This is a genomic window from Rhodococcus sp. ARP2 (assembly GCF_001029585.1).
Lineage (GTDB): Bacteria > Actinomycetota > Actinomycetes > Mycobacteriales > Mycobacteriaceae > Rhodococcus_F > Rhodococcus_F erythropolis.
Genome location: NZ_LEKE01000032.1, coordinates 132,311 through 156,376 on the forward strand (window position 1 = coordinate 132,311; position 24,066 = coordinate 156,376).

Annotated in this window: 26 protein-coding genes; 16 read left to right on the top strand and 10 right to left on the bottom strand. The window is 61.8% G+C overall.

The features are described from left to right. Window positions 1-186: 186 nt before the first annotated feature. The 5 genes from ABX74_RS08145 to ABX74_RS08165 form a co-directional block, all read right to left on the bottom strand. Entirely contained in the window at window positions 187-1,581 is a 1,395-nt protein-coding gene (locus ABX74_RS08145) for a sensor histidine kinase (protein ID WP_047888585.1), read from the bottom strand. Beyond that, entirely contained in the window at window positions 1,578-2,276 is a 699-nt protein-coding gene (locus tag ABX74_RS08150; protein ID WP_020969076.1) for a response regulator transcription factor, read from the bottom strand. The genes ABX74_RS08145 and ABX74_RS08150 overlap by 4 nt, the downstream gene beginning before the upstream one ends. A gap of 75 nt (window positions 2,277-2,351) precedes the next feature. Then, a complete protein-coding gene (locus ABX74_RS08155) occupies window positions 2,352-2,993 on the bottom strand; it encodes a phosphatase PAP2 family protein (RefSeq protein WP_019747602.1) in 642 nt (213 codons plus the stop codon). Window positions 2,994-2,995: 2 nt separating this feature from the next. After that, entirely contained in the window at window positions 2,996-3,580 is a 585-nt protein-coding gene (locus tag ABX74_RS08160; RefSeq protein ID WP_020969077.1) for a M15 family metallopeptidase, read from the bottom strand. Between the two features lie 110 nt (window positions 3,581-3,690). After that, window positions 3,691-4,368, bottom strand: a complete 678-nt coding sequence (locus ABX74_RS08165; protein ID WP_019747604.1) for a winged helix-turn-helix transcriptional regulator — start codon at window positions 4,366-4,368, stop codon at window positions 3,691-3,693. Window positions 4,369-4,519: 151 nt separating this feature from the next. On the opposite strand from ABX74_RS08165, the gene ABX74_RS08170 reads away from it, so the two are divergent. Together ABX74_RS08170 and ABX74_RS08175 are read left to right on the top strand one after the other, a co-directional pair. Further along, on the top strand, window positions 4,520-5,356 hold the full coding sequence (locus ABX74_RS08170) for a class I SAM-dependent methyltransferase (protein ID WP_047888586.1): 837 nt from the start codon (window positions 4,520-4,522) through the stop codon (window positions 5,354-5,356). Further along, window positions 5,356-6,744, top strand: a complete 1,389-nt coding sequence (locus ABX74_RS08175; protein ID WP_019747606.1) for an FAD-binding oxidoreductase — start codon at window positions 5,356-5,358, stop codon at window positions 6,742-6,744. Before ABX74_RS08170 ends, ABX74_RS08175 begins: the two co-directional genes overlap by 1 nt. A gap of 27 nt (window positions 6,745-6,771) precedes the next feature. On the opposite strand, the gene ABX74_RS08180 is transcribed toward ABX74_RS08175, so the two are convergent. After that, window positions 6,772-7,971, bottom strand: coding sequence for a serine/threonine-protein kinase (locus ABX74_RS08180; protein WP_020906948.1), 1,200 nt, complete (start codon window positions 7,969-7,971; stop codon window positions 6,772-6,774). Window positions 7,972-8,198: 227 nt separating this feature from the next. On the opposite strand from ABX74_RS08180, the gene ABX74_RS08185 reads away from it, so the two are divergent. The 7 genes from ABX74_RS08185 (at window position 8,199) to ABX74_RS08215 (ending at window position 15,558) form a co-directional block, all read left to right on the top strand. Next, window positions 8,199-9,119, top strand: coding sequence for a hypothetical protein (locus ABX74_RS08185; protein ID WP_021343602.1), 921 nt, complete (start codon window positions 8,199-8,201; stop codon window positions 9,117-9,119). Beyond that, window positions 9,116-10,669 carry a DNA polymerase Y family protein gene (locus tag ABX74_RS08190; protein ID WP_029254945.1) on the top strand — a complete coding sequence of 518 codons (1,554 nt, stop codon included), beginning with the start codon at window positions 9,116-9,118 and terminating at the stop codon, window positions 10,667-10,669. The genes ABX74_RS08185 and ABX74_RS08190 overlap by 4 nt, the downstream gene beginning before the upstream one ends. 165 nt (window positions 10,670-10,834) lie before the next feature. Continuing rightward, entirely contained in the window at window positions 10,835-11,680 is an 846-nt protein-coding gene (locus ABX74_RS08195) for an alpha/beta hydrolase (RefSeq protein ID WP_047888587.1), read from the top strand. Then, the gene (locus ABX74_RS08200) at window positions 11,667-12,422 is read left to right on the top strand and encodes an alpha/beta fold hydrolase (RefSeq protein ID WP_019747611.1); all 756 of its coding nucleotides are present in this window, start codon (window positions 11,667-11,669) and stop codon (window positions 12,420-12,422) included. Before ABX74_RS08195 ends, ABX74_RS08200 begins: the two co-directional genes overlap by 14 nt. 67 nt (window positions 12,423-12,489) lie before the next feature. After that, a complete protein-coding gene (locus tag ABX74_RS08205; protein ID WP_019747612.1) occupies window positions 12,490-12,831 on the top strand; it encodes a DUF6292 family protein in 342 nt (113 codons plus the stop codon). 45 nt (window positions 12,832-12,876) lie between these two features. Beyond that, a complete protein-coding gene (locus ABX74_RS08210) occupies window positions 12,877-14,514 on the top strand; it encodes a sulfatase-like hydrolase/transferase (protein ID WP_047888588.1) in 1,638 nt (545 codons plus the stop codon). An 87-nt stretch (window positions 14,515-14,601) separates the two neighbouring features. Then, a complete protein-coding gene (locus ABX74_RS08215; RefSeq protein ID WP_019747614.1) occupies window positions 14,602-15,558 on the top strand; it encodes a R2-like ligand-binding oxidase in 957 nt (318 codons plus the stop codon). A 9-nt stretch (window positions 15,559-15,567) separates the two neighbouring features. On the opposite strand, the gene ABX74_RS08220 is transcribed toward ABX74_RS08215, so the two are convergent. After that, window positions 15,568-16,206 (bottom strand): HD domain-containing protein, encoded by a 639-nt coding sequence (locus ABX74_RS08220; RefSeq protein WP_019747615.1) that lies wholly within the window; start codon window positions 16,204-16,206, stop codon window positions 15,568-15,570. A gap of 126 nt (window positions 16,207-16,332) precedes the next feature. Between ABX74_RS08220 and ABX74_RS08225 the strand changes: the two genes are divergently transcribed. After that, window positions 16,333-17,289 carry a GlxA family transcriptional regulator gene (locus ABX74_RS08225; protein ID WP_024487375.1) on the top strand — a complete coding sequence of 319 codons (957 nt, stop codon included), beginning with the start codon at window positions 16,333-16,335 and terminating at the stop codon, window positions 17,287-17,289. On the opposite strand, the gene ABX74_RS08230 is transcribed toward ABX74_RS08225, so the two are convergent. Then, window positions 17,286-18,119, bottom strand: a complete 834-nt coding sequence (locus ABX74_RS08230; RefSeq protein WP_047888589.1) for an alpha/beta hydrolase — start codon at window positions 18,117-18,119, stop codon at window positions 17,286-17,288. The two genes, ABX74_RS08225 and ABX74_RS08230, sit on opposite strands and share 4 nt — an antisense overlap. Window positions 18,120-18,411: 292 nt before the next feature. Here ABX74_RS08230 and ABX74_RS08235 point away from each other — a divergent pair, with 292 nt between their 5' ends. From ABX74_RS08235 to ABX74_RS08255, 5 genes are all read left to right on the top strand, one after another. Then, complete coding sequence (locus tag ABX74_RS08235; protein WP_047888627.1) at window positions 18,412-18,972, top strand: TetR-like C-terminal domain-containing protein; 561 nt, start codon at window positions 18,412-18,414, stop codon at window positions 18,970-18,972. 8 nt (window positions 18,973-18,980) lie between these two features. Continuing rightward, entirely contained in the window at window positions 18,981-19,484 is a 504-nt protein-coding gene (locus ABX74_RS08240) for a hypothetical protein (RefSeq protein WP_047888628.1), read from the top strand. 9 nt (window positions 19,485-19,493) lie between these two features. Continuing rightward, window positions 19,494-20,066 (top strand): YdeI/OmpD-associated family protein, encoded by a 573-nt coding sequence (locus ABX74_RS08245; protein WP_047888590.1) that lies wholly within the window; start codon window positions 19,494-19,496, stop codon window positions 20,064-20,066. Between the two features lie 30 nt (window positions 20,067-20,096). Continuing rightward, window positions 20,097-20,999: a sucrase ferredoxin gene (locus ABX74_RS08250; RefSeq protein ID WP_370627635.1), complete on the top strand. Its 903-nt coding sequence runs from the start codon at window positions 20,097-20,099 to the stop codon at window positions 20,997-20,999. 184 nt (window positions 21,000-21,183) lie between these two features. Beyond that, window positions 21,184-21,765: a GNAT family N-acetyltransferase gene (locus ABX74_RS08255; protein WP_021332472.1), complete on the top strand. Its 582-nt coding sequence runs from the start codon at window positions 21,184-21,186 to the stop codon at window positions 21,763-21,765. A 14-nt stretch (window positions 21,766-21,779) separates the two neighbouring features. Here ABX74_RS08255 and ABX74_RS08260 read toward each other — a convergent pair whose 3' ends face one another. Next, complete coding sequence (locus tag ABX74_RS08260; protein WP_021332473.1) at window positions 21,780-22,394, bottom strand: NAD(P)H-dependent oxidoreductase; 615 nt, start codon at window positions 22,392-22,394, stop codon at window positions 21,780-21,782. Window positions 22,395-22,471: 77 nt separating this feature from the next. On the opposite strand from ABX74_RS08260, the gene ABX74_RS08265 reads away from it, so the two are divergent. Beyond that, window positions 22,472-23,056 (top strand): TetR/AcrR family transcriptional regulator, encoded by a 585-nt coding sequence (locus ABX74_RS08265; protein WP_020969094.1) that lies wholly within the window; start codon window positions 22,472-22,474, stop codon window positions 23,054-23,056. Between the two features lie 25 nt (window positions 23,057-23,081). Here ABX74_RS08265 and ABX74_RS08270 read toward each other — a convergent pair whose 3' ends face one another. Continuing rightward, a complete protein-coding gene (locus ABX74_RS08270; RefSeq protein WP_029254954.1) occupies window positions 23,082-23,996 on the bottom strand; it encodes a LysR family transcriptional regulator in 915 nt (304 codons plus the stop codon). Between the last annotated feature and the right edge of the window lie 70 nt (window positions 23,997-24,066).

Genomic DNA, 24,066 nt, shown 5'->3' on the forward strand with positions numbered 1-24,066 from the left:
TGCCCTCCGATTTCTACGCTGTTCGACGATGCCGACGCTACTCGCGTAGTTTCACATGTTGAAACCAGAATCCCATTATTTGGTCAAACGTGGGCGGCCTAGGGTGAGAAGTGCCCACCCCTTTTCGAGCGAACGGTACGACGATCGCCTTGGGTGCGCCGAAAGGTACGTTCGCTCGGGAAGGGGTCAGCGATGGGGCAGGCGAACCGTGAAGATCGTGCGCCCGTCCACCTGGTCGACGCCGATGGTGCCGCCGTGCAAGTGCACGTTTTCGACGGCGAGGGAGAGCCCGAGTCCGCTGCCCTCGCTGCGTCCGCGCGCGGTGTCGACCTTGTAGAACCGCCGAAAAATCGCCTGCCGGTCTTCGGGTGAGATGCCGGGGCCGTGGTCGACGACGGTGATGACGGAGAAACCGGGTTCTGCGCTCAACTCGACGCGAACCGGAGGCGCTCCGTGGCGCAGCGCGTTGCCGACGAGGTTGGCGACGACTATGTCGATTCGACGTGAATCCACTCTGGCGCTGACGCTTTCGGGTGCACGGAGTTCGACGGTTTCTGTCCAACCTCGGCTCTCGAGTGTGCGCTCGGTCAATTCGACGAGGTCGACGTCGTCGAGGACGAGACGCGCCTGTTGTGAGTCGTGGCGCGACATTTCGATCAGATCTTCGACAAGTCGAGTGAGCTTGCCGATCTCACTGCTCACGATGCGCGCTGCAGCGGCGGCGTCCGGCGGAAGATTGGGGATCTCTTCGCGGAGGATTTCGCTGACCGGAACCAATGCCGCCAGCGGCGTTCGAAGCTCGTGGGAGACGTCGGCGACAAATCTTCTCGACTGCTCTTCCGATTCTTCCAGACCTCGGATGACCGCTTCGTTGCGAGCGACCATGTTGTTGAAAGTTGTTGTGACCTGCGCAAGCTCGGCTACTCCGTCTTCGGGGAGCCGGACGCTCAGGTCGCCGTCGGCGGCGCGGGCGGCGGCCTCGTCCAGGCGTTTGAGTGGACGGACCAGCGTCGACGCGATCCAGAGTCCGAGCAGACCGCTCACCAGCACACCCGCCGCGAGGGTGAGACCGACAGCTCGAAGCAGGTCGTCGAACTTGTCCTGCACCCCTACCAGCGGCCGGATGGTGACGGCTTTGACCAGTGTCTCGTTGTCGTAGCCGTCGTCTGCAGTCATGTCCACGACATTGACCGACATTCCCAACATGATGCGCTGGGAGTCGAGTCTCTCGAAGCGGATCAGTTTGGGACTGTCCAAACCCTCTTCGAAGCTGGGTGGGATCGTTGCCGCATCCACTGATCCTTGACGAATGACTTCGCCGTCGACGATCAGAGTCATGTCGGACTGGAAGATCTGTCCGAGGGTGTCAGGTGTCAGCCCGTCTACCGGCGGTCCGTTGCTGTACTGCAGTTCGTCGCGAAATTGTGCCGTTGCCACGTCCTGAGCGTTGGAATAGATCCACGACCGCGCCATGAACGAGACGACGCCTGCGGTTGCCCCGGCGATGATCACGACGATTGCGATGAACACGAGCACGAGCCTGGTCCGAAGACCGTCGACCCGAAGCCAGGTCGGTCTCATCGGGCCGGGCTGGTGTTGAAGCGATACCCGAACCCGCGCACCGTTTCGATCACGGTCGGTGTGGCTGGGTCGTCCTCGATCTTTCCGCGCAGCCGCTGCACTGCTGCATCGACGATTCGTGAGTCGCCCAGGTATTCCTGGTCCCAGGCTGCGGACAACAATTGCCTGCGGCTGAGAACCTGTCCGGGGTTTTCGGTCAGCGCCAGTATCAGTCGGAGTTCGGTCGGAGTCAGGGTCAGCAGCGTCCCGGCTTTGCGTACCTGCAATGACGACCGATCCAATTCCAGGTCGCCGAACTTCTCTGCGCCCGGCGCCACATCTGAACGCGATGTTGCGGGGGCCGAGCGCCGCACGACGGCTTTGATCCGAGCATCGAGGACACGCGGACTGGCCGGTTTGACGACGTAGTCGTCGGCACCGGCCTCGAGGCCGGCAACAGTGTCGATGTCGTCGGATCTGGCGGTCAAGATGATGATCGGGATCGAACTGCGCGTACGGATGCGTCGACAGATCTCGTAACCGTCGGCTCCTGGCAGTCCGAGGTCGAGTAGGACGAGGTCGGTGGAGCCGAGGACGTCGTCGAAATCGCCGTTACCGTCGGGCCGATGGCTGACGTTGTGCCCGAGTCGGTTCAGTCCCAACGTGATTGCCTCGGCTACCGCTGGATCGTCTTCTATGAAAAGAATGCTCACCATGCGCTCACCTTGGACTCGCCATGATCAGGGGCCTTCTGCGGTCGGAGGAATCTCGGTCAGCCAAGGGTACAGGGGTCACACTTTCGAGAGCCGCTCGTTGCCTGAGTCCGCCAGTACTGCGTGCCGTGCGACGCTGGTGTTCAACGGAAATGCCGACACGGCGAGGGTGTAGCAGCCGACGAGCAGTAGCGCACCGATCACGTCACTCGGCCGGTGCCATTGCAACACGACTACCGAGATCGCGGTCCCGATGGTGATCAGCGCGCCGTTGACTGCAACGACTGCCCGCCACCTCGAGGGTGTGACGAGCACGATCGCGCAGACCAGAGCAGCGATGGCCGTCAGCGTGCCGCTGGGGAAGGAATTGTGCATCACCAGGCCGTTCAGGTCCGGTCGATCCAACGATTGTTTGAGAACCCAGGCCGTCGTGATGGGACCGAGGGTCACGACGACGACGCGTAGGGCCAGCGCAATCGGGTTGTTGCGCAATGTGATCATGAGTGCCACGAGCACTCCTCCCACTATCAGTATCGGAGTGACGAGGCCGATGAACTCGGTGGAGAACACACTGAGTCCTTCGGAGGTGGCCGCGCCCACCATGAGTTGTTGGTCGACGATCTGACCACCAGTCGTGTTGACGGCCAGTTCGAATTCGACGACTCCGAGGATCAGGAGTGCCAGTGCGGCAATCAGTCTCGCGGGTTTGACTCGTGTCATGATCAGCCTTCCGCTCTCTCGTCCGAAGGGTTGCTCAGTTGGGGCGGGCATTCCCCGCCGGGAGTGGTTGCCAATTCGAAATGCCACATCTCGTTGGCATAGGTCTGACAGAGGCCGTAATCATTGCCGTGCTGGATGAGCCAGTCGTCGGCATCGGTCGGTCCGATGTCGACGGCTTGTCCGCTGACATGCTTCGACAGACTCGGGGAGTGCACCCATTTGGACGCTTCGTTCATGCTGCCGTACTTGACGACGGCTTCGTCGAACAGTCGCTGTTGGTATGCGGCGGACCGCCAACCCGAGGTGACGTGCATGTTCACTCCGGAGGCCTGTGCGTCGGCCGCTGCCGACTGCAGCGCCGCGAGAAGGGCGGAATCGAGACGGGCCAGTGCAGGTACATGGGTATCCTGCACGCTGATGCCGTCCTCGATCTCGCCGCCTGCTGGTCCTGAATCAGGCTGAGTGGCAAGGTAATTACCACTCTTGGGCTTTGCTTCTTCTGTGTACGAGCATGCGCTGAGCGTGAGCGCACCCAGTGCGACTGCACCGAGTGCGGCGAGGCGGATTATTCCGCGGTGGCTGGGCATACAACAGAGACTGCTCGGTCAGTGTCACCGTCAGGTGGTCGCCGTTCGTCGACGGTGTCACGGTCTGAAACAGCTCTGTAACAGGACGGAACGGGGCTGGTGAGCGCGCTTTACGCGGGGCGCGGGATCGATGCGAAAGTCGACAGTTCGAACCACGAAGGCAAGCTACGACGCAACGCCGTAGGCCCCGAAATGGTGACGTCACCTGACCGTATGGCGTCCGACCAGGTCAGGTTACCGCGCCAGATCTCGGTCATCGGTCGCAAGCCCGCAGAGACCGACACCGCAACGTCGAAACCCGGATCGATATCGCACATGTCCACCTCCCCGGAATTGATGACGAGCCACCAGTTTCGCGAATGTTCACGCACGCCGGAGAAAACGAAGTGCACCACGGTCTTTCCGTCGGGAACCACGGAGTGATCCACGCGTCGATGCATGTCCCACAGCAGCAGTTTCGGATCCAGGTCTTCATCGCCCAGCTCGCCGATCCACCTGGTACCCCAGATTCCGAGAGCTTCGACCACAGGGCGCAGTTCTCGGCCCGCGTCGGTCAATCGGTAACTGACGACGCAGTCGGTTTCTTCTCGCTCCACGATGCCGGCGATCGCGAGTTGGTGGAGCCGCGTGGAGAGCAGAGTCGGTGACATTCGCGGAAGTCCGCGTCGGAGATCGTTGAAATGGTCGCTTCCCATCATCAGTTCGCGCAGGAGAAGCAGCGTCCACCGCTCGTCGAGTAGCTCCATCGCCTTGGCGACGGGGCAGAACTGGTGGTACGAGGACCCCATCACTCGATCGTAGGCCTCTGGAGTGCTCCGGTACAGATTTCGTACTGGAGAGGAGTGAACCGTCGTCGTAGCGTCGAAGTAACGGCATGAATGTTGTCGGGCTCCGAGGTTGTTGGGCTCCGAGTACCAAAAATATTGAAGGAGAACGGTAATGAGTGAATCGACGGAAACGCTCGGGCTGGATCGTGAGCTGAAGGCCAAGCATCGGGCCATGTGGGGTCTCGGTAACTATCCGGCGGTGGCCACGCAGGTCATTGCGGAACTCGGGCCGGTACTGGTCGGCGAGTGCGGTGTGCAGAAGGGTGACCGCGTGCTGGACGTCGCGGCGGGGTCCGGCAATGCCGCCATTCCGGCGGCCGCGCTGGGTGCGCAGGTGATCGCCACTGACCTGGCTCCCGAATTGTTCGTAGCGGGTAAGGAGGCCGCTTCCCTCGCCGGAGTCGAATTGGACTGGCAGGAGGCCGATGCCGAGGCTCTTCCTTTCGGCGACAACGAGTTCGACGTGGTGCTTTCGTGCGTCGGTGTGATGTTCGCACCGCATCATCAGCGCGCCGCGGACGAACTTGTGCGAGTATGCCGACCCGGCGGAAAGATCGGAGTGCTGAGTTGGACTCCGACGGGATTCATCGGCGAGATGTTCAAAACGATGAAGCCGTACGCACCGCCGCCGCCTCCTGGTTCGCAGCCGGCGCCTTTGTGGGGCGATGAGAACCATGTTCGTGATCTGCTCGGCGATGTGGCCTCGAGGAAAGACGTACTTCGTGTGGACACATTCAGCGGGCCGGAAGAGTTCCGTGATTTCTTCAAGAAGAATTACGGGCCGACCATCGCGGTGTACCGGAACATCGCCGGCGATCCCGACCGAACGCAGGCGCTGGACCGCGATCTGCTCGAGTTGGCGGAAAGGTACGGCAGCGGAAGCGAACCGTTCGCGATGGAGTGGGAGTACCTGCTGGTCACCGCGACGCCCGATGGGGGAGGTGCGTGATGACGACGGTCGAGTTCGCGCCACTGAAATCGGCGATCACAGGTTCTGTGTTCGGCCCCCGAGATCCGGAGTACGACGACGCCAGATCGATCTGGAACGGGCAGATCGATCACCGTCCGGCGGTGATCGCCAGGTGCCGGTCGGCGTCGGATGTGGCTGTGGCACTTGCATTTGCCAGAGCCCATTCGTTGGAGGTTTCGGTCAGAGGTGGCGGGCATTCCTACCGAGGCACATCGGTGTGTGAAGGCGGAGTGATGATCGATCTCAGTGCGATCAACGTAGTCAGCGTCGCCCCGTCAGCGAAGCGAGCCAGGGTCGGTGGTGGTGCGACGATCGCCGACCTCGACAAGGCGACGCAGGAACACGGGTTGGCGGTGACCGGCGGAGTGATCAGTGATACCGGCGTCGGTGGCCTGACACTCGGTGGTGGCATGGGGTGGTTGACCCGCACGCTCGGCCTGGCGATCGACAATCTGGTGTCGGCAGAGGTGGTGCTCGCCGACGGTTCGATCGTTCGAGCCTCCGAGAACGATCACAGCGACTTGTTCTGGGCACTGCGCGGTGGCGGCGGAAATTTCGGAGTGGTCACCGAGTTCGAGTACCGTCTGAGCGAGATCGGTCCGGAAGTGCATCTGGGACTGTTCTTCTGGGGGATGGAGGACGGACCCGCAGCGCTTCGTCTGTGCCGCGAGGTAGTGCCTGCCCTGCCGAGAAATGCGGGTGCGATGGTTGCCGTCAGTTTGTCCGCGCCGCCGGCGCCGTTTGTCCCGGATCAATTTCACCTACTGCCCGGATACGCGTTGCTGGTAGCCGGTTTCGGATCGGAAGTAGAACACTCGAACGCGATTGCGCCGATTCGAGAGGGCTTGCCGACGCTTTTCGAGTTCGTCACTCCGATCCCGTACGTCGGCTTGCAGTCGATGCTCGACGAATCGGAACCGTGGGGTGCGTACGCCTATGAGAAGGCTTTGGACCTGGTGGATTTCTCCGACGACGTGATCGATGTTCTGACCGAACAAGCGGGCAAGAAATCGTCGCCGATGTCCTTCATGCCGATCTTTCCGCTGCAGGGAGCTTTCACTTCCGTCGGCGAGGACGACACAGCGTTCGGTGGTTCTCGCACACCGCATTACGTGTGCAATATGACGGCGACGGCCACCGATGCCGGGACGCTGGAATTGGATCGATCGTGGGTGCGTGAGACCTGGGAAGCCTTGCGTCCGTTCTCGTCCAACCAAGGCGGGTACGTCAACTTCATGACCGACGTCGACGAGGACCGAGTGCGAGCTTCCTACGGCGCGGGGAAGTACGCGCGGTTGTCCGCAGTCAAGGCGAAGTACGACCCGGACAACGTGTTTCACCTCAATGCAAACATTCTGCCTGCGTGAAGCTCGTGCTCAGACCGTGAACACCAGTCAGGCGGTGAACACCAGGATGACGACGATCAGTGCGGCCAAGACGATGACGGCGACCATGCCGGTCATGGCGAGGGGAGCCCACGCGACTACCTTGTCGCGGGTGCTGGCATCGGCGGGTCCGGTCGGCATCCGCGGCGGCCAGGAGAACATGTCCATCGGACTGGGAACATTTCGCAGTGGCGTGTTCTGTTGCACTGCAGGAAGTCCGGTGACCGTGGAGCCGGTCAGGCGATTGCGGCGGTGTGGGTCGGCGAGTTGTGTGGTGCGGTGAGCCCAGGCCGGCACGGCGCCCTCGGACGAGTAGACGGGAGCGTCGATCAACTGATCGATCGTGCCGCCGCCGGTCGCGGCTGCGGCGAGCGCGTCGCGTGCCTGAGCCATCGTCGGCCGACGGGTCGGGTCCGGCTCGAGGAGCTGAAGGAGAACATCGGTGAGCGGTCCAGACTTGGTGGGTCGGTAGATCTCGGCCTTGGCGACACGATGCAGTAGGGCGATGGCGTCCGAGTCGATGCCGAAGGGCGGTTGGCCCTCGATCACCGTGTAGAGCGTCGACCCGAGTGAGAAGACGTCGCTGGCCTCGGTGGGGTCGTCGCCGCGGGCAACTTCGGGTGCGAAGTACGCGGGAGTGCCGGTGATGACCTCGTCCTGGGTGTCGGACACGTCGCTCTTTGCGCGGGCGATGCCGAAGTCGCTGATCTTGACGGTGCCGAGGGATTTGCCTCGGTCGGCGATCAGGATGTTGCCGGGTTTGATGTCGCGGTGGACGATGCCGGCGGCGTGCGCTTCGGTGAGTGCCGCAGCGATCTGCGCGCCGATCTGCGCGACTTCGAGTGGTGGCAACGTGTCCGCCAGGTTCATGGCCTGGGCGAGGCTGCGAGCCGGGAAGTACTCCATGACCAGCCAGGGTTCGCCGGACTCGATCGCGACGTCGTACATGGCGATGGAGTGGGGATGGGTGAGCTTTGCGGCGTTCCTGCCCTCGCGCAATGTACGTTCACGGACCTCTTCGGCCGTTTCGGTGTCGAGGCCTTCCGTGCTTGTGACCTGTTTCACCGCGACGTCACGGCTGAGGAGGGTGTCGCGGGCCAGCCAGACGGCGCCCATCCCTCCGTCGCCGATCTTGGAGCGGAGTCGGTACCGCCCCGCCAGCAGGTATTCGGGCCCGATGCCCCTCCCGGTCTGCTCTTGAGCTGTCACATCTCAAGGTTAATGGATTGATGCCACTGTGACGCTCGAGGCTCCTGTGAACTGGGTTTTTGGCTCTGCTTGACGTGTCGGGGGTGACACGGTTTACTGAAAACAGTTCGAAAATATGTTCGAAATTGCTGTTCGTTGGATGCATGTCAGACCCGACTTCCCCGCGGTTTGCCGGCTGGTTATGGATTGCTGCCGAGTGAGTTTTTCCGGTGTTCCGGAGGATGGGGATGACCGAGGTGACCGAGTTGGTAGAGCTGTCGGCAGATGCGGCGGGGTTGTCCCGTCAGGATCGGCTGGCACAGCTCCGCCGACAGATCGCGTCCATTCCCTCGCGAGGCGATACGTCGTTTTCGGGACCGAGTGTTTCCGGGCCCGGTGTTTCTGTGGCCGGTGTTCCTGTGGCTGGTGTTTCCGGGACAAGTGCAGCGGCCTCCGAGAGTGTTGCCGACCGGGACAGGCCGGTCGTGGACCGTGCGCACAAAGCCGGTGTCCTCCCGGTGCCGGAGGGTATCGCCGCATTGTTACCGCAGGGCGGTTTGGTGCGGGGAACCGTGGTGTCCGTCGAGGGTGCAGCGTCCTTGCTTTTGGGATTGGTCGCGTCGGTGACGGCGTCCGGAGGGCATGTTGCAGTCATCGGGCAGCCTCGACTGGGATTGCTGGCGGCGTACGAGATGGGTGCGCAACTGGAACGTCTGGCACTCATTCCGGCGCCTGGGCCGGATCCGGTCGAGATCGCCGCCGTGCTGCTCGACGGTATGGATCTGGTGATTCTGGGATTGGCGGGTGCGTCGGTATCCCCGTCGCGTGCTCGGGCGGTGGTCGCACGTGCTCGGAGCAAGGGCTCGACTCTTGTTGTCACCGAAGGTCACTGGGACGGAGCCGAGGTTCGGTTGGACGCTCGGGTTCATGGCTATGGTGGGTTCGGTCAGGGTCGGGAGTTGGGGCGTGGACGGCTCAGTTCCCTGAGCCTCGCGGTTCGTGCTCGGGGGCGCTCGTTCCAGCCCCGGACCACGCGTCTGGACATCTGCAGTGCAGCCGGGCGGGTCGAGTGGGTACCTTCTCGGCCGGTTGAGGATGTGTCGTCGCAGGTGGTGTCGGAGCAGGTGATGCCGGAGCAGGTGGTGTCGTCGCAGGTGGTGTCACTGTGAGCAGAGTTCTGGCGTTGTGGTGCCCGGACTGGCCGGCGGTGGCAGCGGCAGCGCTTGCCGATCTTCCGGCCACACATCCCGTCGCGGTCACCTCGGGTAATCGGGTGATCGCATGTTCGGCGACGGCTCGTGCGGAGGGAGTGCGACGAGGCCTGCGCCGACGCGAGTCGCAGGCTCGCTGCCCGGAACTGTATGTGGCGATGGCAGATCCGGAACGCGATGCAAGATTGTTCGAGCCGGTGGCCGCGGCCATCGACGCGGTGGCACCGGGCGTCGAGGTACTCCGTCCTGGTTTGTTGGTGCTCAGCGCGCGTGGTGTCAGTCGGTACTTCGGTTCTGAGGAAGCTGCGGCGGAACGATTGGTGGATCAGGCATCTGCTGCAGGTGTCGAGAGTCAGGTGGGGGTGGCAGATCAGCTGTCCACGGCGGTCATTGCCGCGCGCCGGGCAGCGCTGGTGCCGCCGGGGGAGGGGGCACGGTTTCTGGCGCCGCTACCCATGCCGGAGTTGGCGGCCGAACCCAGCCTGTCTGCACCGCATCGCGGGGAGTTGGTGGATCTGCTGCGCAGGCTCGGGATCAGAACCATCGGTGCTTTTGCGGATCTACCGGCAGTGGACGTCGCTTCGCGTTTCGGTGCCGATGCGGTGCTCGCGCATCGTGCGGCGCGCGGTGAACCCGAACGGCCACCGTCGGCGCGGACACTTCCGCCGGACCTGGAGGTGGAGCAGCATTACGATCCGTCGATCGAGCGGGTGGATGCCGCAGCGTTTGCCGGGCGCGCCTTGGCGAGTCTCCTGCACGACAAGTTGTCTGCTGCCGCGGTGGCGTGCACCCGTCTGTCGATTTCGGCCAGCACGGGTAACGGTGAAAATCTTTCTCGGACTTGGCGTTGCGCCGAACCTCTGACGCCGGAGGGAACGGCCGATCGAGTGCGATGGCAACTGGATGGCTGGCTCACCGGGCGCAGTGAGACCCGGCCAACCGCAGGCATAGCCGTGTTGCGTCTGGAACCGGTGGAGGTGGTCAGTGCCGGCGCTTTGCAGTTGGGGCTGTGGGGCGGTGTCGGCGACGAGGAGGAGCGAGCCAGGCGAGCATTGGTGCGCGTGCAGGGTCTTCTGGGTGGCGAATCGGTTCAGGTCGGTGTCCTGAGCGGAGGTCGAGGGCCCTTGGAGCGAATTACCTTGTTGCCCTTGGGCGACGAGCGGGTAGCTACCCATGATCCGACAGCCCCGTGGCCGGGCCGTCTGCCACAACCGTCTCCGGGGTCGATCTTCGTCGACAATCCCAAGGTGTGGCTGGGGGATGTGGCCGGTAACGCCGTGTACGTCACTGAGCGCGGTGTCTTCAGTTCGCAGCCGGGAAGGCTGAAGTGGGGGAGCAAGGAATGGGCAGTGCAGGGGTGGGCCGGGCCCTGGCCGGTTGACGAGCGATGGTGGGACGCTGCCTCGGCACGCACGGCGGCGCGGGCTCAGGTTCTGTTGGAGGAATCGCGTGCGCTGCTGATGATCTGTGAAGGCGGTGGATGGTCGGTGGAGGGTGTGTACGAATGAGCTCGCAGGTATAGCCAGCTGTACCCGCCTGGTCGAGTCGACTGTACGAACAGTAGGGGCGTTGGCACCATCGTCATGCCGTCGCTCGGCTCCTAGCGTTGATGACATTCAAAAAAGTAACCGTTGCAATGATTCTCACCGTTGCAACTCTTTACGAGGAGTGTCATGGCAACGGCGGGTCGACCTGAAGTTTCCGGAACCGATCGACTTCACTACGAGCAGACGGAGCTGCACGACGCACAACTTCTGGCGTACGACGAGTCTGGCGAAGGCCGGATCGTGGAGGTGTTCGGCGATGTCGCCACAGCCGAGCACATCGTCATCTTCGTGCCGGGCAACGACAACGGATTGGGAAACTACTTCGACGAGAACCGTCCGACAGGACCACGAGCGAGCGGATGGACACTGGGAAGAATGCTCCGAACGCTCGGACCGATCGATCACGTCGCGGTGATCGTGTGGGTCGGTTATCGGACGCCGTGGGGATTTCTCGAGTCGTTCTCGCGGACACTCGCAGAACGCGGTGCGATCGATCTGGCGCGATTGACACGCATCCTGCCGCATTCGGCGCATGTGACGCTCATCGGACACAGCTACGGGGCCGTGGTGTGCGGACTCGCCCTCCCGTCGGCGCGAGTAGACGATTGTGTGGTGCTCGGTAGCCCGGGGATGGGGACCAGTTCTCGCGAAGACCTGCGCTTTGCCGGAAATCTCTGGGCCGCGCTGGGGCCGTCGGACTGGATTCGGTATTTCCCACGCGTGAAGATCGGTCGCCTCGGGCACGGCCCGTCTCCAGTTCGGGCGCAGCACGGAGCTGTTGTTTTCGACACCGGTGCCATTCGAGGGCATTGTGGATACTTCGCCGATGCAAGCGAGTCGCTGCGCAACATCGCGAGGATCGGTCTCGGTCGCTACGACGAGGTCACGCGGCCAGGGCAGTTGCCGCCTCGGCTGACAGCTTCAGCAATCCACGAGGACAGGTCTATCCTGGGAACTCGTGAGTGTCGCTAACGTACGAAGTGCCGGCGGGGTCCAGATCAGCTACCGCGATTCCGGCTCGCATCCCAGTGTTGCCGATCTGCCTCCGGTAGTCCTCGTGCACGGGATGGGTGGCGACAGCGGTACCTGGGACAAGTTCGCGCGGACCTTGCGATCACGCAACCGGCGAGTTGTCTCGGTCGATCTTCGCGGCCACGGACGGAGCGCTCGGGCGTCGTCGTATCTGTTCGACGAGTTCGCCGACGACGTCATGGACGTGTGTGATCATCTCGAACTCGATCAGGTAGACCTCGTCGGCCATTCGCTCGGCGGGCACGCGGCGTCGTTGATCGCGCAGAAACGACCCACCGTGGTGCGGAAGTTGGTCATCGAGGAAGCACCGTTGCCGCTACGCGCAGGTGACGCAGAACAGGTATTCGCGAGGAAATTGCCGAGTGTGCCAGAACTGTGGCATGCAACAACAAGTCTGGTTCGGCATCCGCGAGCTGCGCTGACGTTCGATCGCTCGATGACGCGGTCCGCGCTCGAGCAGTTCCGCCGACCGGATCCGCAGTGGTGGGATCGGTTGCCGCTCATCGAGGCTGACATGTTGTTCCTGCGTGGAGGTCTGGGCGGGATGGTGGATCCCGATCGCCTCGACGCTGTTGCCGCCACCGTCGCGCGCTGCGAATTGGTCTCGTTCCGTACCGGCCACAGTGTCCATCGCGACGGCCATCGCCAATTCGAATCCGTTGTGTTGCCGTTCATTTCCTGAAAGCGCAATACTCGATCAGTTCCGGCAAGAACCCATCCGCTACGCGTGCGGCACCGAATGTACTTCCATGCATACCAACGGCAACGACTGGTCCGCACACGAATACGTCGAAGCGGTAGCACGATCCGTTCACGGTGAGACCGTCCGATGGCCGCAGGGACCGAGTATGGATGCGGTGATCGTTCTGCCAGTTCATGCCCGAAACCATCCGGGGAAGAACGCGGTTCTGCTCTGGAATCACGACTTCGGTTGGTCGTGGGGTGTCGAGGAGGCTGACGTGCGAAGGACGATTTCGATTGTCGACCCTCTCGGTATCGGCCGGACACCGGATCCGCTGCGCTGCGCGGATCGAGTCATCGAACTGATCAGCGCCGAGGCAGTTTGCTCGCGCATGTGTAGCGAACACTGATTCGGTCAACTCTGGGGCCACAACGCCTCCGAGAGGACGACGCCCGTGAACCCAGAGAACGTTCCTGCCTCGCACTGTCATTCATTGCCGCGCCGGACGTTCCTCGGTGGCGTCGGTGCTCTTGTCCTCGCCGGAGTGGCAGACGTGGCAACCGGCGCGGCGAGCGCGGCGCCGGCGAAAGCATCGCCCGCCGATCGGTTTCCGCAGAAACCCAACATCGTTGTCATCATCACCGATCAGGAGCGCCGGCCGATGTATTGGCCGCAGGGCTGGGCTGATCAGAATCTGCCCAACCGCAAGAGGATTGCCGATCACGGGCTGACGTTCGACCAGGCAGTGTGCAATACCGCGATGTGCTCGCCCAGTCGTAGTACGTTCTTCACCGGCCTCTTTCCCGCGCAGCACGGGGTCACCAGAACCCTCACCGAAGGCGGCACTGTCTCACCCACCGAGCCACAGTTACAAGTCTCCGAGCAGAACATGGCAAAGCTGCTGGCATCGGCCGGCTACAACGTTCAGTACCGGGGGAAGTGGCATCTGAGCAAAGGCGTCGAGGGTGGAGATCCGACAAGTGACGATGTAGCGGGATTCGGCTTCGAAGGGTGGATTCCCCCCGACGCGGGTCAGGACACCAATCCGGACCACTTCGGTGGCGGGTGTGCCGACCATGATCGCCGTGTTGCCGAGGAGGCAGTCGATTTCCTCTCCGGATCTGCGGTCACATCCGGGCAGCCTTGGGCGCTCATCGTCTCGTTCGTGAACCCACACGACGTCCTCGCGTACCCCCAGACCTGGAATGCGATGAACGGAACGTGCGACAACTATGGATCGGACGCGCCAGGCGCCTTCGAGCAGGGGATCGACTTGCCGCCCACTTTCGACGAGATCCTGGCACTCAATCACAAACCGACAGCGCAGGTTCAGTCGGAATTGCTACTCGCAGCCGGGCTCGGGCCGCTGCTCGGGCCTGATCAGGCACGCAACTACATCAACTTCTACGCCTACATGCACAAGGTGGTCGACGAACACATCGGCAGCGTGCTCGACGCGATCGAAGCCACCCCGCAGATGCTCGACGACACCGTGATCGTACGGATGTCCGATCACGGGGAGATGGGGATGAGCCACGGAGGTTTGCGGCAGAAGGTGTTCAACGCCTACGAGGAAACGCTGCGCGTTCCACTGGTCATCAGCAACCCCTTGCTGTTTCCCGAACCCGTTCGCACAGACGCCTTGGCGTCGTTGATCGACGTGATGCCCACTCTCGCCACTCTCGCCCAAGCGCCAGCGCGTGAATCGTGGAACTTCTCGGGTACCGATCTGACACCGGTCATCGTCGACGCTGCCGCCTACCCACACGGTCCCAGCGCGCAGGTTCAGGACACGATTCTGTTCACCTACGACGATCAGAATTGTGCGACGCCCGACGGTCAGAACATCGTCACGCAGCCCAATCACATCCGCTGCATCCGGGAGAGCCGGTGGAAGTACACGATGTACTTCGATCCTGCGGGAGTTGCTGCGCCGCAATACGAACTCTACGACTTACAAGCCGACCCCTTGGAACTGAACAATCTAGCCAATCCGCTCAATATCGGCTCGTATCGGCCGGATCTGGCGGCTCAGATGAACGCCAAGCTCTTCGCAGTGATGGAGACCAAGGGCGTTTCTCTGAAGGAATAGATCGAATTTCGCCAAAACTGATTCACGTTTCAGTTCTGCGGGCATGCTGATGGGGCATCTGTCTTCGGTTCGGGAAGAAGGAATGTCATGACTGTCACCTCGCCGGGGCGAGAAGGTTTCAGTACTCTTCGGTCGGGAGGGTTGAACTGGGATTCGTTCCCACTCCGATTGTTCACCAAGGGAAATGCCAAATTCTGGAACCCAACCGACCTCGATTTTTCCCAGGACGCTCGTGACTGGCAGGAGCTGACCAGCGAGCAGCAGCGCAGCGCCACCTTCCTGTGCGCGCAGTTCATTGCCGGTGAAGAAGCCGTCACGGAAGACATTCAACCGTTCATGAAAGCGATGTCGACCGAGGGGCGATTCGGCGACGAGATGTACTTGACGCAGTTCTGTTTCGAGGAAGCCAAGCACACCCAGGTCTTTCGGCTGTGGATGGACGAAGTGGGATTGACCAGCGATCTGCATTCCTACGTCGCTGACAATCCGTACTACCGGCAACTGTTCTACGAGGAGTTGCCTTCGTCGCTACGCATTCTCGAGACGGATCCGAGTCCGGTCAACCAGGTGCGTGCCAGCGTCACGTACAACCACGTCATCGAGGGCAGTTTGGCGTTGACGGGCTACTACGCCTGGCAGAAAGTCTGTGCGACGCGCGGAATCCTGCCTGGCATGCAGCAATTGGTGCGAAAGATCGGTGACGACGAGCGACGGCACATGGCTTGGGGGACGTTCACCTGCCGAAGGCACGTAGCTGCCGACGATCACAACTGGGACGTCGTCCAGCAGCGGATGGGTGAACTCATGCCCATGGCACTCGGAATGATCAACTGGGTCAACGATCAATTCGAGGTGCAGCCGTTCGGTTTGGACAATCAGGAGTTCCTCGAGTACGCCGCAGACCGTGCGCAGCGCCGACTTTCGGCGATCGAGTCCGCGCGCGGGCGCGACGTCGCCGAGATCGACCTCGACTATTCGCCGGAGACCCTCGAGGAAAAGTTCGGGGCGGAAGATGCCGCTGCGATGAGTGAGGCGGCCAAATGACAGCGAATTCTATTGGGGCCAAGCCGAGTTCTGGATGACCTCGACAAAATCGATGTGCCGAAATCCCGGCACAAAATGTTCGAGTACGTCAGCGTTGACCGTCCCGAATGTACTTTCGGGACGGTGCTTGAAGCCTTCGGTGAAAGCCTTCAAGATCTGATTCTTGAAATCCGGGCGCGGGTGAGCGGCGGTGACGGCGTCAATGTCGGCCTGGTCGAGTTCGCTGTATCCGATTCCGAGTACATCGGTCTCCACACCCGCTGTCACCAAGGCGATTTCGGGTTCCAATCGGGAGGGGATCTCGGGCGTCGTGTGCAGAGCGATGCCTTCCCACACTGTGCGGATGTCGGTTTCGTCGACTCCGTAGCCGGTGAGGAATCGCCGCGCTTCGTCGGCGCTGTCCAATTCGAAACGTGACGTACTGTCCCGGAATTTCGCGGTGAGCCCCAGGTCGTGGAACATGGCGCCGACGTAGAGCAATTCGGGGTCGGCCTGCAGACCCAGACGCGCTCCTTGAAGCGATCCGAAGAGGAAGACACGTCGCGAGTGGTGAAACAGTAACTCGGACGCCGTATCTCGTACCAGCTCGGTGGCGTCGGCAGCCATCTTCGAATCGGGGATTTTCACACCGGCAATGATCGTGGTCATCGGTACCTGCTCTGCTCGTCGTTGCTGCGAATTTCTCGGTCTATCCCAGTGTCGGTCGAGCACGCCCGCGGGCGCACCCTGATCTCGGCCATACTGTCCACAGATCAGGACGAAGGAGAGCGCATCGTGACCGCAGTGCATCGAGTTGCCGTCCTGGTGTTCGACGGCGTCAAACTGCTCGACGTCGCAGGTCCGAGTGAGGTGTTCGCGGAAGCCAATCGCGGCGGGGCGAACTACGAGTTGGTGATCTGCTCGGTAGGTGGACACGATGTCGACTCGTCGACCGGGATGCGCATTCCGGTCGACCGTGACGTTGTAGATTCCGGTTCTTTCGACACGTTGCTGGTCATGGGTGGAGACGTGTTCCCGTCGACGCCGGTGAGTCCGGAACTGCGCGAGGCAGCAAGCGATCTGGCGGGGCGTTCGGGCCGGGTCGCCTCAATCTGTACCGGGACATTCATTCTTGCGGCGAGTGGATTGCTCGACGGACGCCGCGCAACGACACATTGGCAACACACGGCAACGCTGGCGCGCGCCTATCCACAGATCACGGTGGTTCCTGACGCCATCTTCATTCAGGATGGCGCGGTGTTCTCGTCTGCGGGTGTGACCGCCGGCATCGACCTCGCGCTCGCATTGCTCGAGCGTGATCATGGTGCAGAAATGGCTCGACGCGTCGCACAACTTCTGGTGGTATTTCTCCAGCGTCCAGGCGGACAGTCACAGTTTTCGCCCTCGCTCAGTGGGCCGCGGCCTCGGGTCCCTGCGCTCCGAGAAGTGGTCGACGCCGTCGCGGCCGATCCGGCGGGGGAGTATTCGGTCGAGCAACTGGCTGCCCTGGCGCACCTGAGCCCGCGTCATCTGACGAGGCTCTTTCGCGAAGAATTAGGGACGACGCCGGCCAAATACGTCGAGTTGATCCGTTTCGACTCTGCGAAGGCGCTCCTCGATGCCGGCCACTCGGTGACCGAAGCCGCGCAGTTGGCGGGATTCGGCAGTTCGGAATCCCTACGACGAGCATTTTCGACTCATCTCGGAATCTCGCCCCAGGTGTACCGTCGTCGGTTTCAAGCGTTCGGCTAGGACTGACTTTCGTGCTTGCCTTGTGGCGGGCTCATGCCCTGCTTGTCGAGCCAGGCAAGGCTGTAATCGGCGATCTCACGCCAACCGTGGTCGATGGTCAGCGAGTGACCTCGGTCGCCGAATACCTTGTATTCGTTGATCGTCGGGGCCTTGGCGTACTTCTTGAACGAGCTGTCCGAACTGGCCTTCGGTACTGTGCGATCCTTACCGCCGCCGATCATCAGGAGGGGGCCGCGGCGGGCGTTGAAATCCACTGCAGCGGGGCTGTGGGGCGCGAAGTTGGCGAGTGCTGCCTCGAACAACGGCCGTCCGGGGGCGGGAATTGCATACTGCTCGAACAGGGCGTCGGACTCGTCCTGGGACACGGCGCTGGCGAAGGACTTGTGGAACGATTTTCTGTTGTGTGAGTGGGCCTTCCGGTAGTTGCCGGGGTTGGACAGGACAGGGAACACGCTTCCAAGCTGAACGAGAGGAAGTTTCAACACACCTTTGGGCTGAGCGGGGTCGATGGCAATTGCCGCGGTCGCCAACTTCTGGCCCAGCAGTTTCTGCGCGATCAAACCTCCGAACGAATGCCCGACCACGATCGGTGGTTCGTCGAGATCAGCGATCACCTTGGCGTAGTGGTCCGTCACGTCGTCGATGCCGTGTCCCGCGATGTCCTCCGGGTGTTCGCGCGTCTCACCCACCGTGGACGCATCCCCTGGCCATCCGGGTGCCATCGTGGAGTACCCCTGCGCGTTGAAAACCTGCGCCCAGGGATCCCACGTGGTCGGGTGCATCCAGAGTCCGTGGATGAACAGAACAGTCGGGTTGGACTTGGGCGACATGCGCGCTCCCCGCTATCGGACCGATGATCGATACGGGATGCCCGCTTTTTACGGACTCATTCACCAGTGACCAGATCCTCGACAGAGGTCATTGTCACTCGTCCGTGATCAGGCGGTAAATGACGTATATGGCAAACCATCCCATCGCGACCGATGCGAGAACAAATAGCACTTCGAAGAACATGACCATGTAAATCGCTGCCTCACTGGTTGAAGGAATCGCTCTGGTGTCGAACATATCGCAAGTAGTTGTTGCGATATGACGGGGTGTCGCGGTTGGCACAATGAGGCCATGAAGCAAAGGGGTCGAGCGGTCCGAACGGCCGTGATCGAAGCGACTGTGCGAAAGGTTGCTGAACTAGGACCGCAGTCGGTGACGATCGCCGCGATAGCGGTCGAAGCGGACGTTCATCCAACGTCGATCTACCGCCGATGGGCGACGGTCGACTTCCTGGTCGTGGATGCTCTCCGCGAGTTCACGGATGCAGGTTTGGCGATACCTGACACCGGGACACTCTTCGGCGATCTTCGGACTTTTGCTCGGAGTCTCCAAGATTGGCTCGCGACAGACACCGGATTGGCACTGGCCCGTACGGGTGTGATGCCTACCGACGACGCGGAAATCTTGGCTGCGCGCGCACAGTTCTGGCGCGCCCGATTCGATGCGGCAGCGGTCATGATTCACCGTGGAATCGAACGCGGCGAGGTCCCGGACGGTACTGATCCAGATACTGTTCTCGCGGCACTAGCTTCGCCGATCCGGCTGGCAGCGATTTCCCAGAACACCGAGCCTCGTATCGAACTCGACAAACTGGTTGCACTTGTCGTCGGCGTTGATCCAATAGTGAAATGATCGACGGCATGGCACTAACCGGCTCTGCGAAGACGATGGCACTGTGGACCACCGCTTTTGTTGTCTCACAAGCAAACATTGCGCGTTTACTCGGGCCGGTGGCTCCTAAAGTATTGGAAGTGCAGACGGCGTTTTCCGCTCGTCGGTACCTCGAGATCTTGGACTCCATGGAAGCGGAGGCCAGGGCGCGATTTCGTAGTCACTACTACCCGGACTTCGTACATCCCGCGATCTACGCGATGGCTTTGCGGTCCGCAGGCAAGCGGCTCGGAGAGCGGGATCCCCTTTCGGCCGCAACTCGGCGTGCGCTTGCCGTAGCGCCGGTGCTGTCGGCGGCGGGCGATTATGTCGAGAACGTGGTCGGCCTCCATTTCCTCGATCATCGCGACAGCATCACCGACTCGAGGGTTCGCGCCGCCTCGACGGTCAGTATTGCCAAATGGGTACTCGCACTCGGAACTTTCGGATATTTGTCGCAGGGTTTTGTCAGAGTATGGGTATCGCGAAAATGAGGAGCACTGATGGCAGTCGAACTCGGTACCGAATACTTCGCTGACGGAGAAGAGTTCCGTCGATGGCTGTGCGAGAACCACGAGGCGGTCCCCGGGCTTTGGCTGAAAATGGCCAAGAAGACCTCGTCACACAGTTCGATCGACTACGACCAAGCGTTGGACGTTGCCCTGTGCTTCGGCTGGATCGACAGCCTCTCCCGGCGAATCGACGACGATTTTTTCGTGCAGAAGTTTTCGCGTCGCACTGCGCGGAGTCCGTGGTCCAAACGCAACGTCGAGATAGTCGCCCGCCTCGACACTGCGGGACTCCTCGAGCCATCCGGCATCGCTGAGATAGAGAAGGCCAAGGCCGACGGCCGCTGGGATCGCGCGTACGAGGGAGCAGCCAAGGCCGAGGTCCCGAGGGACTTTCTCGATGCGCTTGCGGAAAACCCGAAGGCTCGCGAGTTCTACGCGACGCTCAATTCCACCAATCGATTCACCATCGCGTACCGACTGCAGGAGGCAAAGCGTCCGGAGACACGCGCCAGGCGGATCGAGAAGTTCGTGAACCAACTCGCGGAGGGCAAGAAGTTCTACTGAGCTGACTGGGACGGCTGATCGACTTTCAACGTGGCTGACACAATAGGGCTCGTGATCGAAGCCGAGACCTGTTCCGCGCTGTCTGCTGTTGACGAACCGTTGCCAGGCAGCGCTGCCGTCGTGCGGGGTTGGGTATGCCTCGAATTCAATGCCGCTTGGGGCCGTGACGTGCTGGACGGTACGGCCTTGGGGGAGGAGCTTGCCGCCGAGCTGAGTCGGCGAGCTGATGCTGCCGACGTACGAATCATGTTCATTCGGCGACCAGGCCGCACCGATCCGCTGACTGATGGGCACACGGTCTTGCTCGCGCGCTCCGATCCGAGCGACTCGTGGTGCGAACGGTTGCGCATCGATTCACCGGCTGATCTGCTCGACATCGATTTCGCGCTACTCGACGGCCCTCCACCAGGATTGGGCGACTCGGTGGACGAGCCAGTCGTCTTGGTTTGTGCGCACGGTAAGCGTGACCAATGCTGCGCTGTGTTCGGCAGGCCGATTGCCGCAGCGCTGATGTCGTCCTTCGGACCCCAGGTGTGGGAGTGTTCGCATACTGGCGGGCACCGATTTGCGCCGTCGATGATCCTGCTGCCGAGCGGCAATACGTACGGCCGTCTGTCCGCTGGTGAGAGTGTCACGGCCGTGGAGGTGGCTTCCCGAGATCAGGTCCATTTGCCAGGCCTGCGTGGACGGAGTTGCTGGTTTCCTGCGGGGCAGGCTTCGGAAGTTGCTGTACGACAACAAATCAGCTGCGGAATCGACGACTTGGCTGTCATCGAGCAGGCCAGTGACGGGACATGCGTCGTCGCACAGGTGGACGGACGGCGGTGGATGGTCGAGACGGCGGTCTCCGAACTCGCGCCGCGTCCACCGAGTTGCGGCGCGGCGCCCAAACCGGTCAGGCCAGTTGTCGTCACGTCGATTCGAGAACTGTGATTCCCTCGTCGGTTCCATACGATCAGTCTCGATGAATGCGATCACATGGGCCGGCAGGTGGCGCAGAGGATACGGACTCCATCAGATCCACAGTCTGCTGGCGTGACAAGCGGATTCGGGACTTAGGCAGCGGCGGTTCGGGGGAATAGCGGCACCGTTGCAGGTGCGAAGTAGCATCGCAGCTATGACTGTCGATCTGGTTGCACCTGACGAGGCCTTGTGGGCGTCTTGGTTGGAGTCGCGTGACGAGTGGGGCGGACCGCAGGTGGACCAGCCCGGCTCGGCACTGGGAGTTGCGCAACGTCTAGATCTCGATCTTGCCTCCCGGGATGGATTCGGGCAGTGGGTGCAGGAGTTGTTGGCGCAGCCAGAGGCAGTGCCGGGGCCCGACATTGTCCCGGCAACCAACTGGTGGATCGTTCGAGACGGCAGGTACCTCGGCGCTATCCAGTTGCGGCACAGCTTGAATGAGTTCTTGGCCGATGTCGGTGGTCACATCGGCTATGGGGTCAGGCCGTCGGAACGCCGGAAAGGTTTAGCGTCGGCTGCTCTGCGGGAGGTGCTCACGTATGCAGGCGACCCGGTGGGGCTCAGTCGCGTCCTGATTACCTGCGACGAAACGAACGCGGGTTCACGTAAGGCAATCGAAGGGTGTGGTGGTCTACTCGACAGCGTGCGCCCAGCTGATCAGTTGTCGCGCAACCTCGGTCACACGGGGGATACGCTTCGCTACTGGGCAGTCACGGGCCGGTCAAGCGTCAGTTGACCGATGTCCGACCGTCAACGGGAAGCCACGGTCGCAGGGTAGGCGACACGGGCAGCGATGCTTTCGCTGAGGTCTTGGATTTCTGCGGCGAGGGTATCGCGGCGCTTCGTGTCCGACTCGTGAACGAATGTTGTCGATCCCAGTGTGGCACCGCAGTATTCGATGATGCCGCGCTCGATCTGTGTCTGGAAGGCCTCGTACACACCGTGGCGTTCGAAACTCTCCGCGTCGTCACCCGCGACCGGGATCAGGTGGACCGTGAGTCGGTCCAGTTTCTTCACGAATTCGCTTCCCGGGGTGATCTCGTACGCCCATCCGCTGACGAAGACTCGATCGATCCAACCTTTGAGTAGTGCAGGCATCGACCACCAGTACATCGGAAACACAAGAATCAGATCGTCTGCTCGATCGATTCGGTCCTGCTCGGCTACAACGTCGGCCGGGGGAGTCCCCTTGCCGCGGAACAGGTTCACATCGTCTTTGGAGAATCGGGGATCGAAATTCTCGGCATGTAGGTCCGCGATGTCGACGTCGCCGCCCAGGTCGCGGATCGCGTCGGCGGTAGAACGGGCGACATGCTGGGTAAGTGACTGTGGATCGGAGTGGGAGACTACGACGAGTGTGGTCATGAGCGTTCCTTCGGTAGATGGTGCGCTTATGTACTAAGAGTAGGTTACTATTGGTATATAGCGCAAGGAGGTGTCCGATGGCACGAACGAGACTGTCGCGAGCCGACAGGTACGAGCAACTCGTGGAGGTGTCGTGGGCACTGGTGCGAGAGGAGGGCGCGGATGCGCTGACCCTCGGCCGGTTGGCTGAACGTGCCGGCGTTGCAAAGCCGGTCGTCTACAGCCATTTCGCCTCCCGCGCTGCGCTGTTGGCGGCCCTCTTCAAGGAATTCGACGATCGTCAGACGGTGATGCTCGGGGAATACCTCGAAGCTGCGGAGGAGTCTGTGAACGGGCGGGCGAATGCCATCGCCGACTCCTATGTCGGGTGTTCACTGGCACAGGGTCGTGAACTGACGGGAGTGCTTGCAGCGCTGGAGGGCTCGCCCGAGCTGGAGCAGGTCAAGCGCGAGTCGGAACGCGCCTATTCAGAGCGTTGTCGCGAGGTGCTGGCTCCTTTCAGCGCCGACGGGCTTGGACAATCATCGATGACTGCGATATTCGGTGCTGCAGAGGCCCTCTCGCACGCGGCGGTAGTCGGAGTGCTCTCGCCCGAGGACGCCAAAGGTGAACTTGCCGCGCTGATCGTCGCGGTTGTCGGCAGGCCATCACTGACTGGGTAGTGCGGTGCAGCCGTGATCTCATCGCCTACAGGTGCCCATCCAGTTCGAACCGCTCACGCACGGAGTCGGATATCGCTGCGAGGGTGCTGACGAACGCGTCAATGGCAGGAGCGAGCGGAGGTTTCCCGAAGGTTGCGACGGAGACAGTGCGTCGCTCGCCGCGAATGCGGTGTGCGCGGATACCCGGGTTCTGATGTGCATGGAGAGCGAGGGCGGGAAGGGTGCTGACTCCGCTTCCGGAGGCGACCAGCGCTTGGACCGCGACGTAGTCGTCGGTCTCGAACTCGATCCGTGGAACGAACCCAGCTCGATTGCAGGCGGTGAGAAGGTGGGCGCGGCAGCTCGGACAGCCTGCAATCCAGGTCTCACCGGCGTAGTCCGTGATCTCGTTGGCGGCATCTGCATTCCGCGCAGAGGTGATCAGGTACAACGGATCGTCCAGCAACGTCGTTAGGGTGACGTGCTTCAGCCCCACATCCGGGGTATCCGCGTGTGCGAAAACGACAGCTACGTCGACGTCGTTGTTACGAAGCATTGCAAGTGCTTTGGGTGGTTCTGCATCAACGAGGCTGATGGACACGTCGGGGTACTGGGACGTGAACGCTGCCATCGCCTGCGGAATCAAACCCGCCAGGGCTGACGGGAATGCGGCAAGTCGTACCCGCCCCGCCCTCAGTCCCGCGTACGTTTCGACTTCGGCTACGGCAGCGTCGACGTGACCGAGAATTTCCGTGGCGCGCCGAACCAGTACCGCACCGGCATCCGTCAGACGTAGCCCACGACCGGCTCGCTGGAACAGCGGAACTCCGACTTCCGATTCGAGCTGTCGAAGGTGGTGACTGATGGAGGGCTGCGCGTAACCGAGCGAATCGGCGGCGGCTGTCACCGATCCTTCCTGCGCGACAGCGACCAAGACCCTCAGCCGAATTAGATCGAGCATGCCGAAATCATAGAGGATTTCGATGCTTTCGACGAAAACATGTATTAGACCTATGAATCAGTGTTTGACA

What these genes read in the sequence shown, in the direction of transcription:
- ABX74_RS08235 (WP_047888627.1), top strand. Translation starts at nt 18,412, where the DNA reads ATGAAGCAAAGGGGTCGAGCGGTCCGAACGGCCGTGATCGAAGCGACT.
- ABX74_RS08155 (WP_019747602.1), bottom strand. Translation starts at nt 2,993, where the DNA reads ATGACACGAGTCAAACCCGCGAGACTGATTGCCGCACTGGCACTCCTG.
- ABX74_RS08215 (WP_019747614.1), top strand. Translation starts at nt 14,602, where the DNA reads ATGACTGTCACCTCGCCGGGGCGAGAAGGTTTCAGTACTCTTCGGTCG.
- ABX74_RS08185 (WP_021343602.1), top strand. Translation starts at nt 8,199, where the DNA reads ATGACCGAGGTGACCGAGTTGGTAGAGCTGTCGGCAGATGCGGCGGGG.
- ABX74_RS08150 (WP_020969076.1), bottom strand. Translation starts at nt 2,276, where the DNA reads ATGGTGAGCATTCTTTTCATAGAAGACGATCCAGCGGTAGCCGAGGCA.
- ABX74_RS08230 (WP_047888589.1), bottom strand. Translation starts at nt 18,119, where the DNA reads ATGTCGCCCAAGTCCAACCCGACTGTTCTGTTCATCCACGGACTCTGG.
- ABX74_RS08195 (WP_047888587.1), top strand. Translation starts at nt 10,835, where the DNA reads ATGGCAACGGCGGGTCGACCTGAAGTTTCCGGAACCGATCGACTTCAC.
- ABX74_RS08145 (WP_047888585.1), bottom strand. Translation starts at nt 1,581, where the DNA reads ATGAGACCGACCTGGCTTCGGGTCGACGGTCTTCGGACCAGGCTCGTG.
- ABX74_RS08175 (WP_019747606.1), top strand. Translation starts at nt 5,356, where the DNA reads ATGACGACGGTCGAGTTCGCGCCACTGAAATCGGCGATCACAGGTTCT.
- ABX74_RS08165 (WP_019747604.1), bottom strand. Translation starts at nt 4,368, where the DNA reads ATGGGGTCCTCGTACCACCAGTTCTGCCCCGTCGCCAAGGCGATGGAG.
- ABX74_RS08220 (WP_019747615.1), bottom strand. Translation starts at nt 16,206, where the DNA reads ATGACCACGATCATTGCCGGTGTGAAAATCCCCGATTCGAAGATGGCT.
- ABX74_RS08240 (WP_047888628.1), top strand. Translation starts at nt 18,981, where the DNA reads ATGGCACTAACCGGCTCTGCGAAGACGATGGCACTGTGGACCACCGCT.
- ABX74_RS08170 (WP_047888586.1), top strand. Translation starts at nt 4,520, where the DNA reads ATGAGTGAATCGACGGAAACGCTCGGGCTGGATCGTGAGCTGAAGGCC.
- ABX74_RS08205 (WP_019747612.1), top strand. Translation starts at nt 12,490, where the DNA reads ATGCATACCAACGGCAACGACTGGTCCGCACACGAATACGTCGAAGCG.
- ABX74_RS08160 (WP_020969077.1), bottom strand. Translation starts at nt 3,580, where the DNA reads ATGCCCAGCCACCGCGGAATAATCCGCCTCGCCGCACTCGGTGCAGTC.
- ABX74_RS08270 (WP_029254954.1), bottom strand. Translation starts at nt 23,996, where the DNA reads ATGCTCGATCTAATTCGGCTGAGGGTCTTGGTCGCTGTCGCGCAGGAA.
- ABX74_RS08255 (WP_021332472.1), top strand. Translation starts at nt 21,184, where the DNA reads ATGACTGTCGATCTGGTTGCACCTGACGAGGCCTTGTGGGCGTCTTGG.
- ABX74_RS08260 (WP_021332473.1), bottom strand. Translation starts at nt 22,394, where the DNA reads ATGACCACACTCGTCGTAGTCTCCCACTCCGATCCACAGTCACTTACC.
- ABX74_RS08265 (WP_020969094.1), top strand. Translation starts at nt 22,472, where the DNA reads ATGGCACGAACGAGACTGTCGCGAGCCGACAGGTACGAGCAACTCGTG.
- ABX74_RS08245 (WP_047888590.1), top strand. Translation starts at nt 19,494, where the DNA reads ATGGCAGTCGAACTCGGTACCGAATACTTCGCTGACGGAGAAGAGTTC.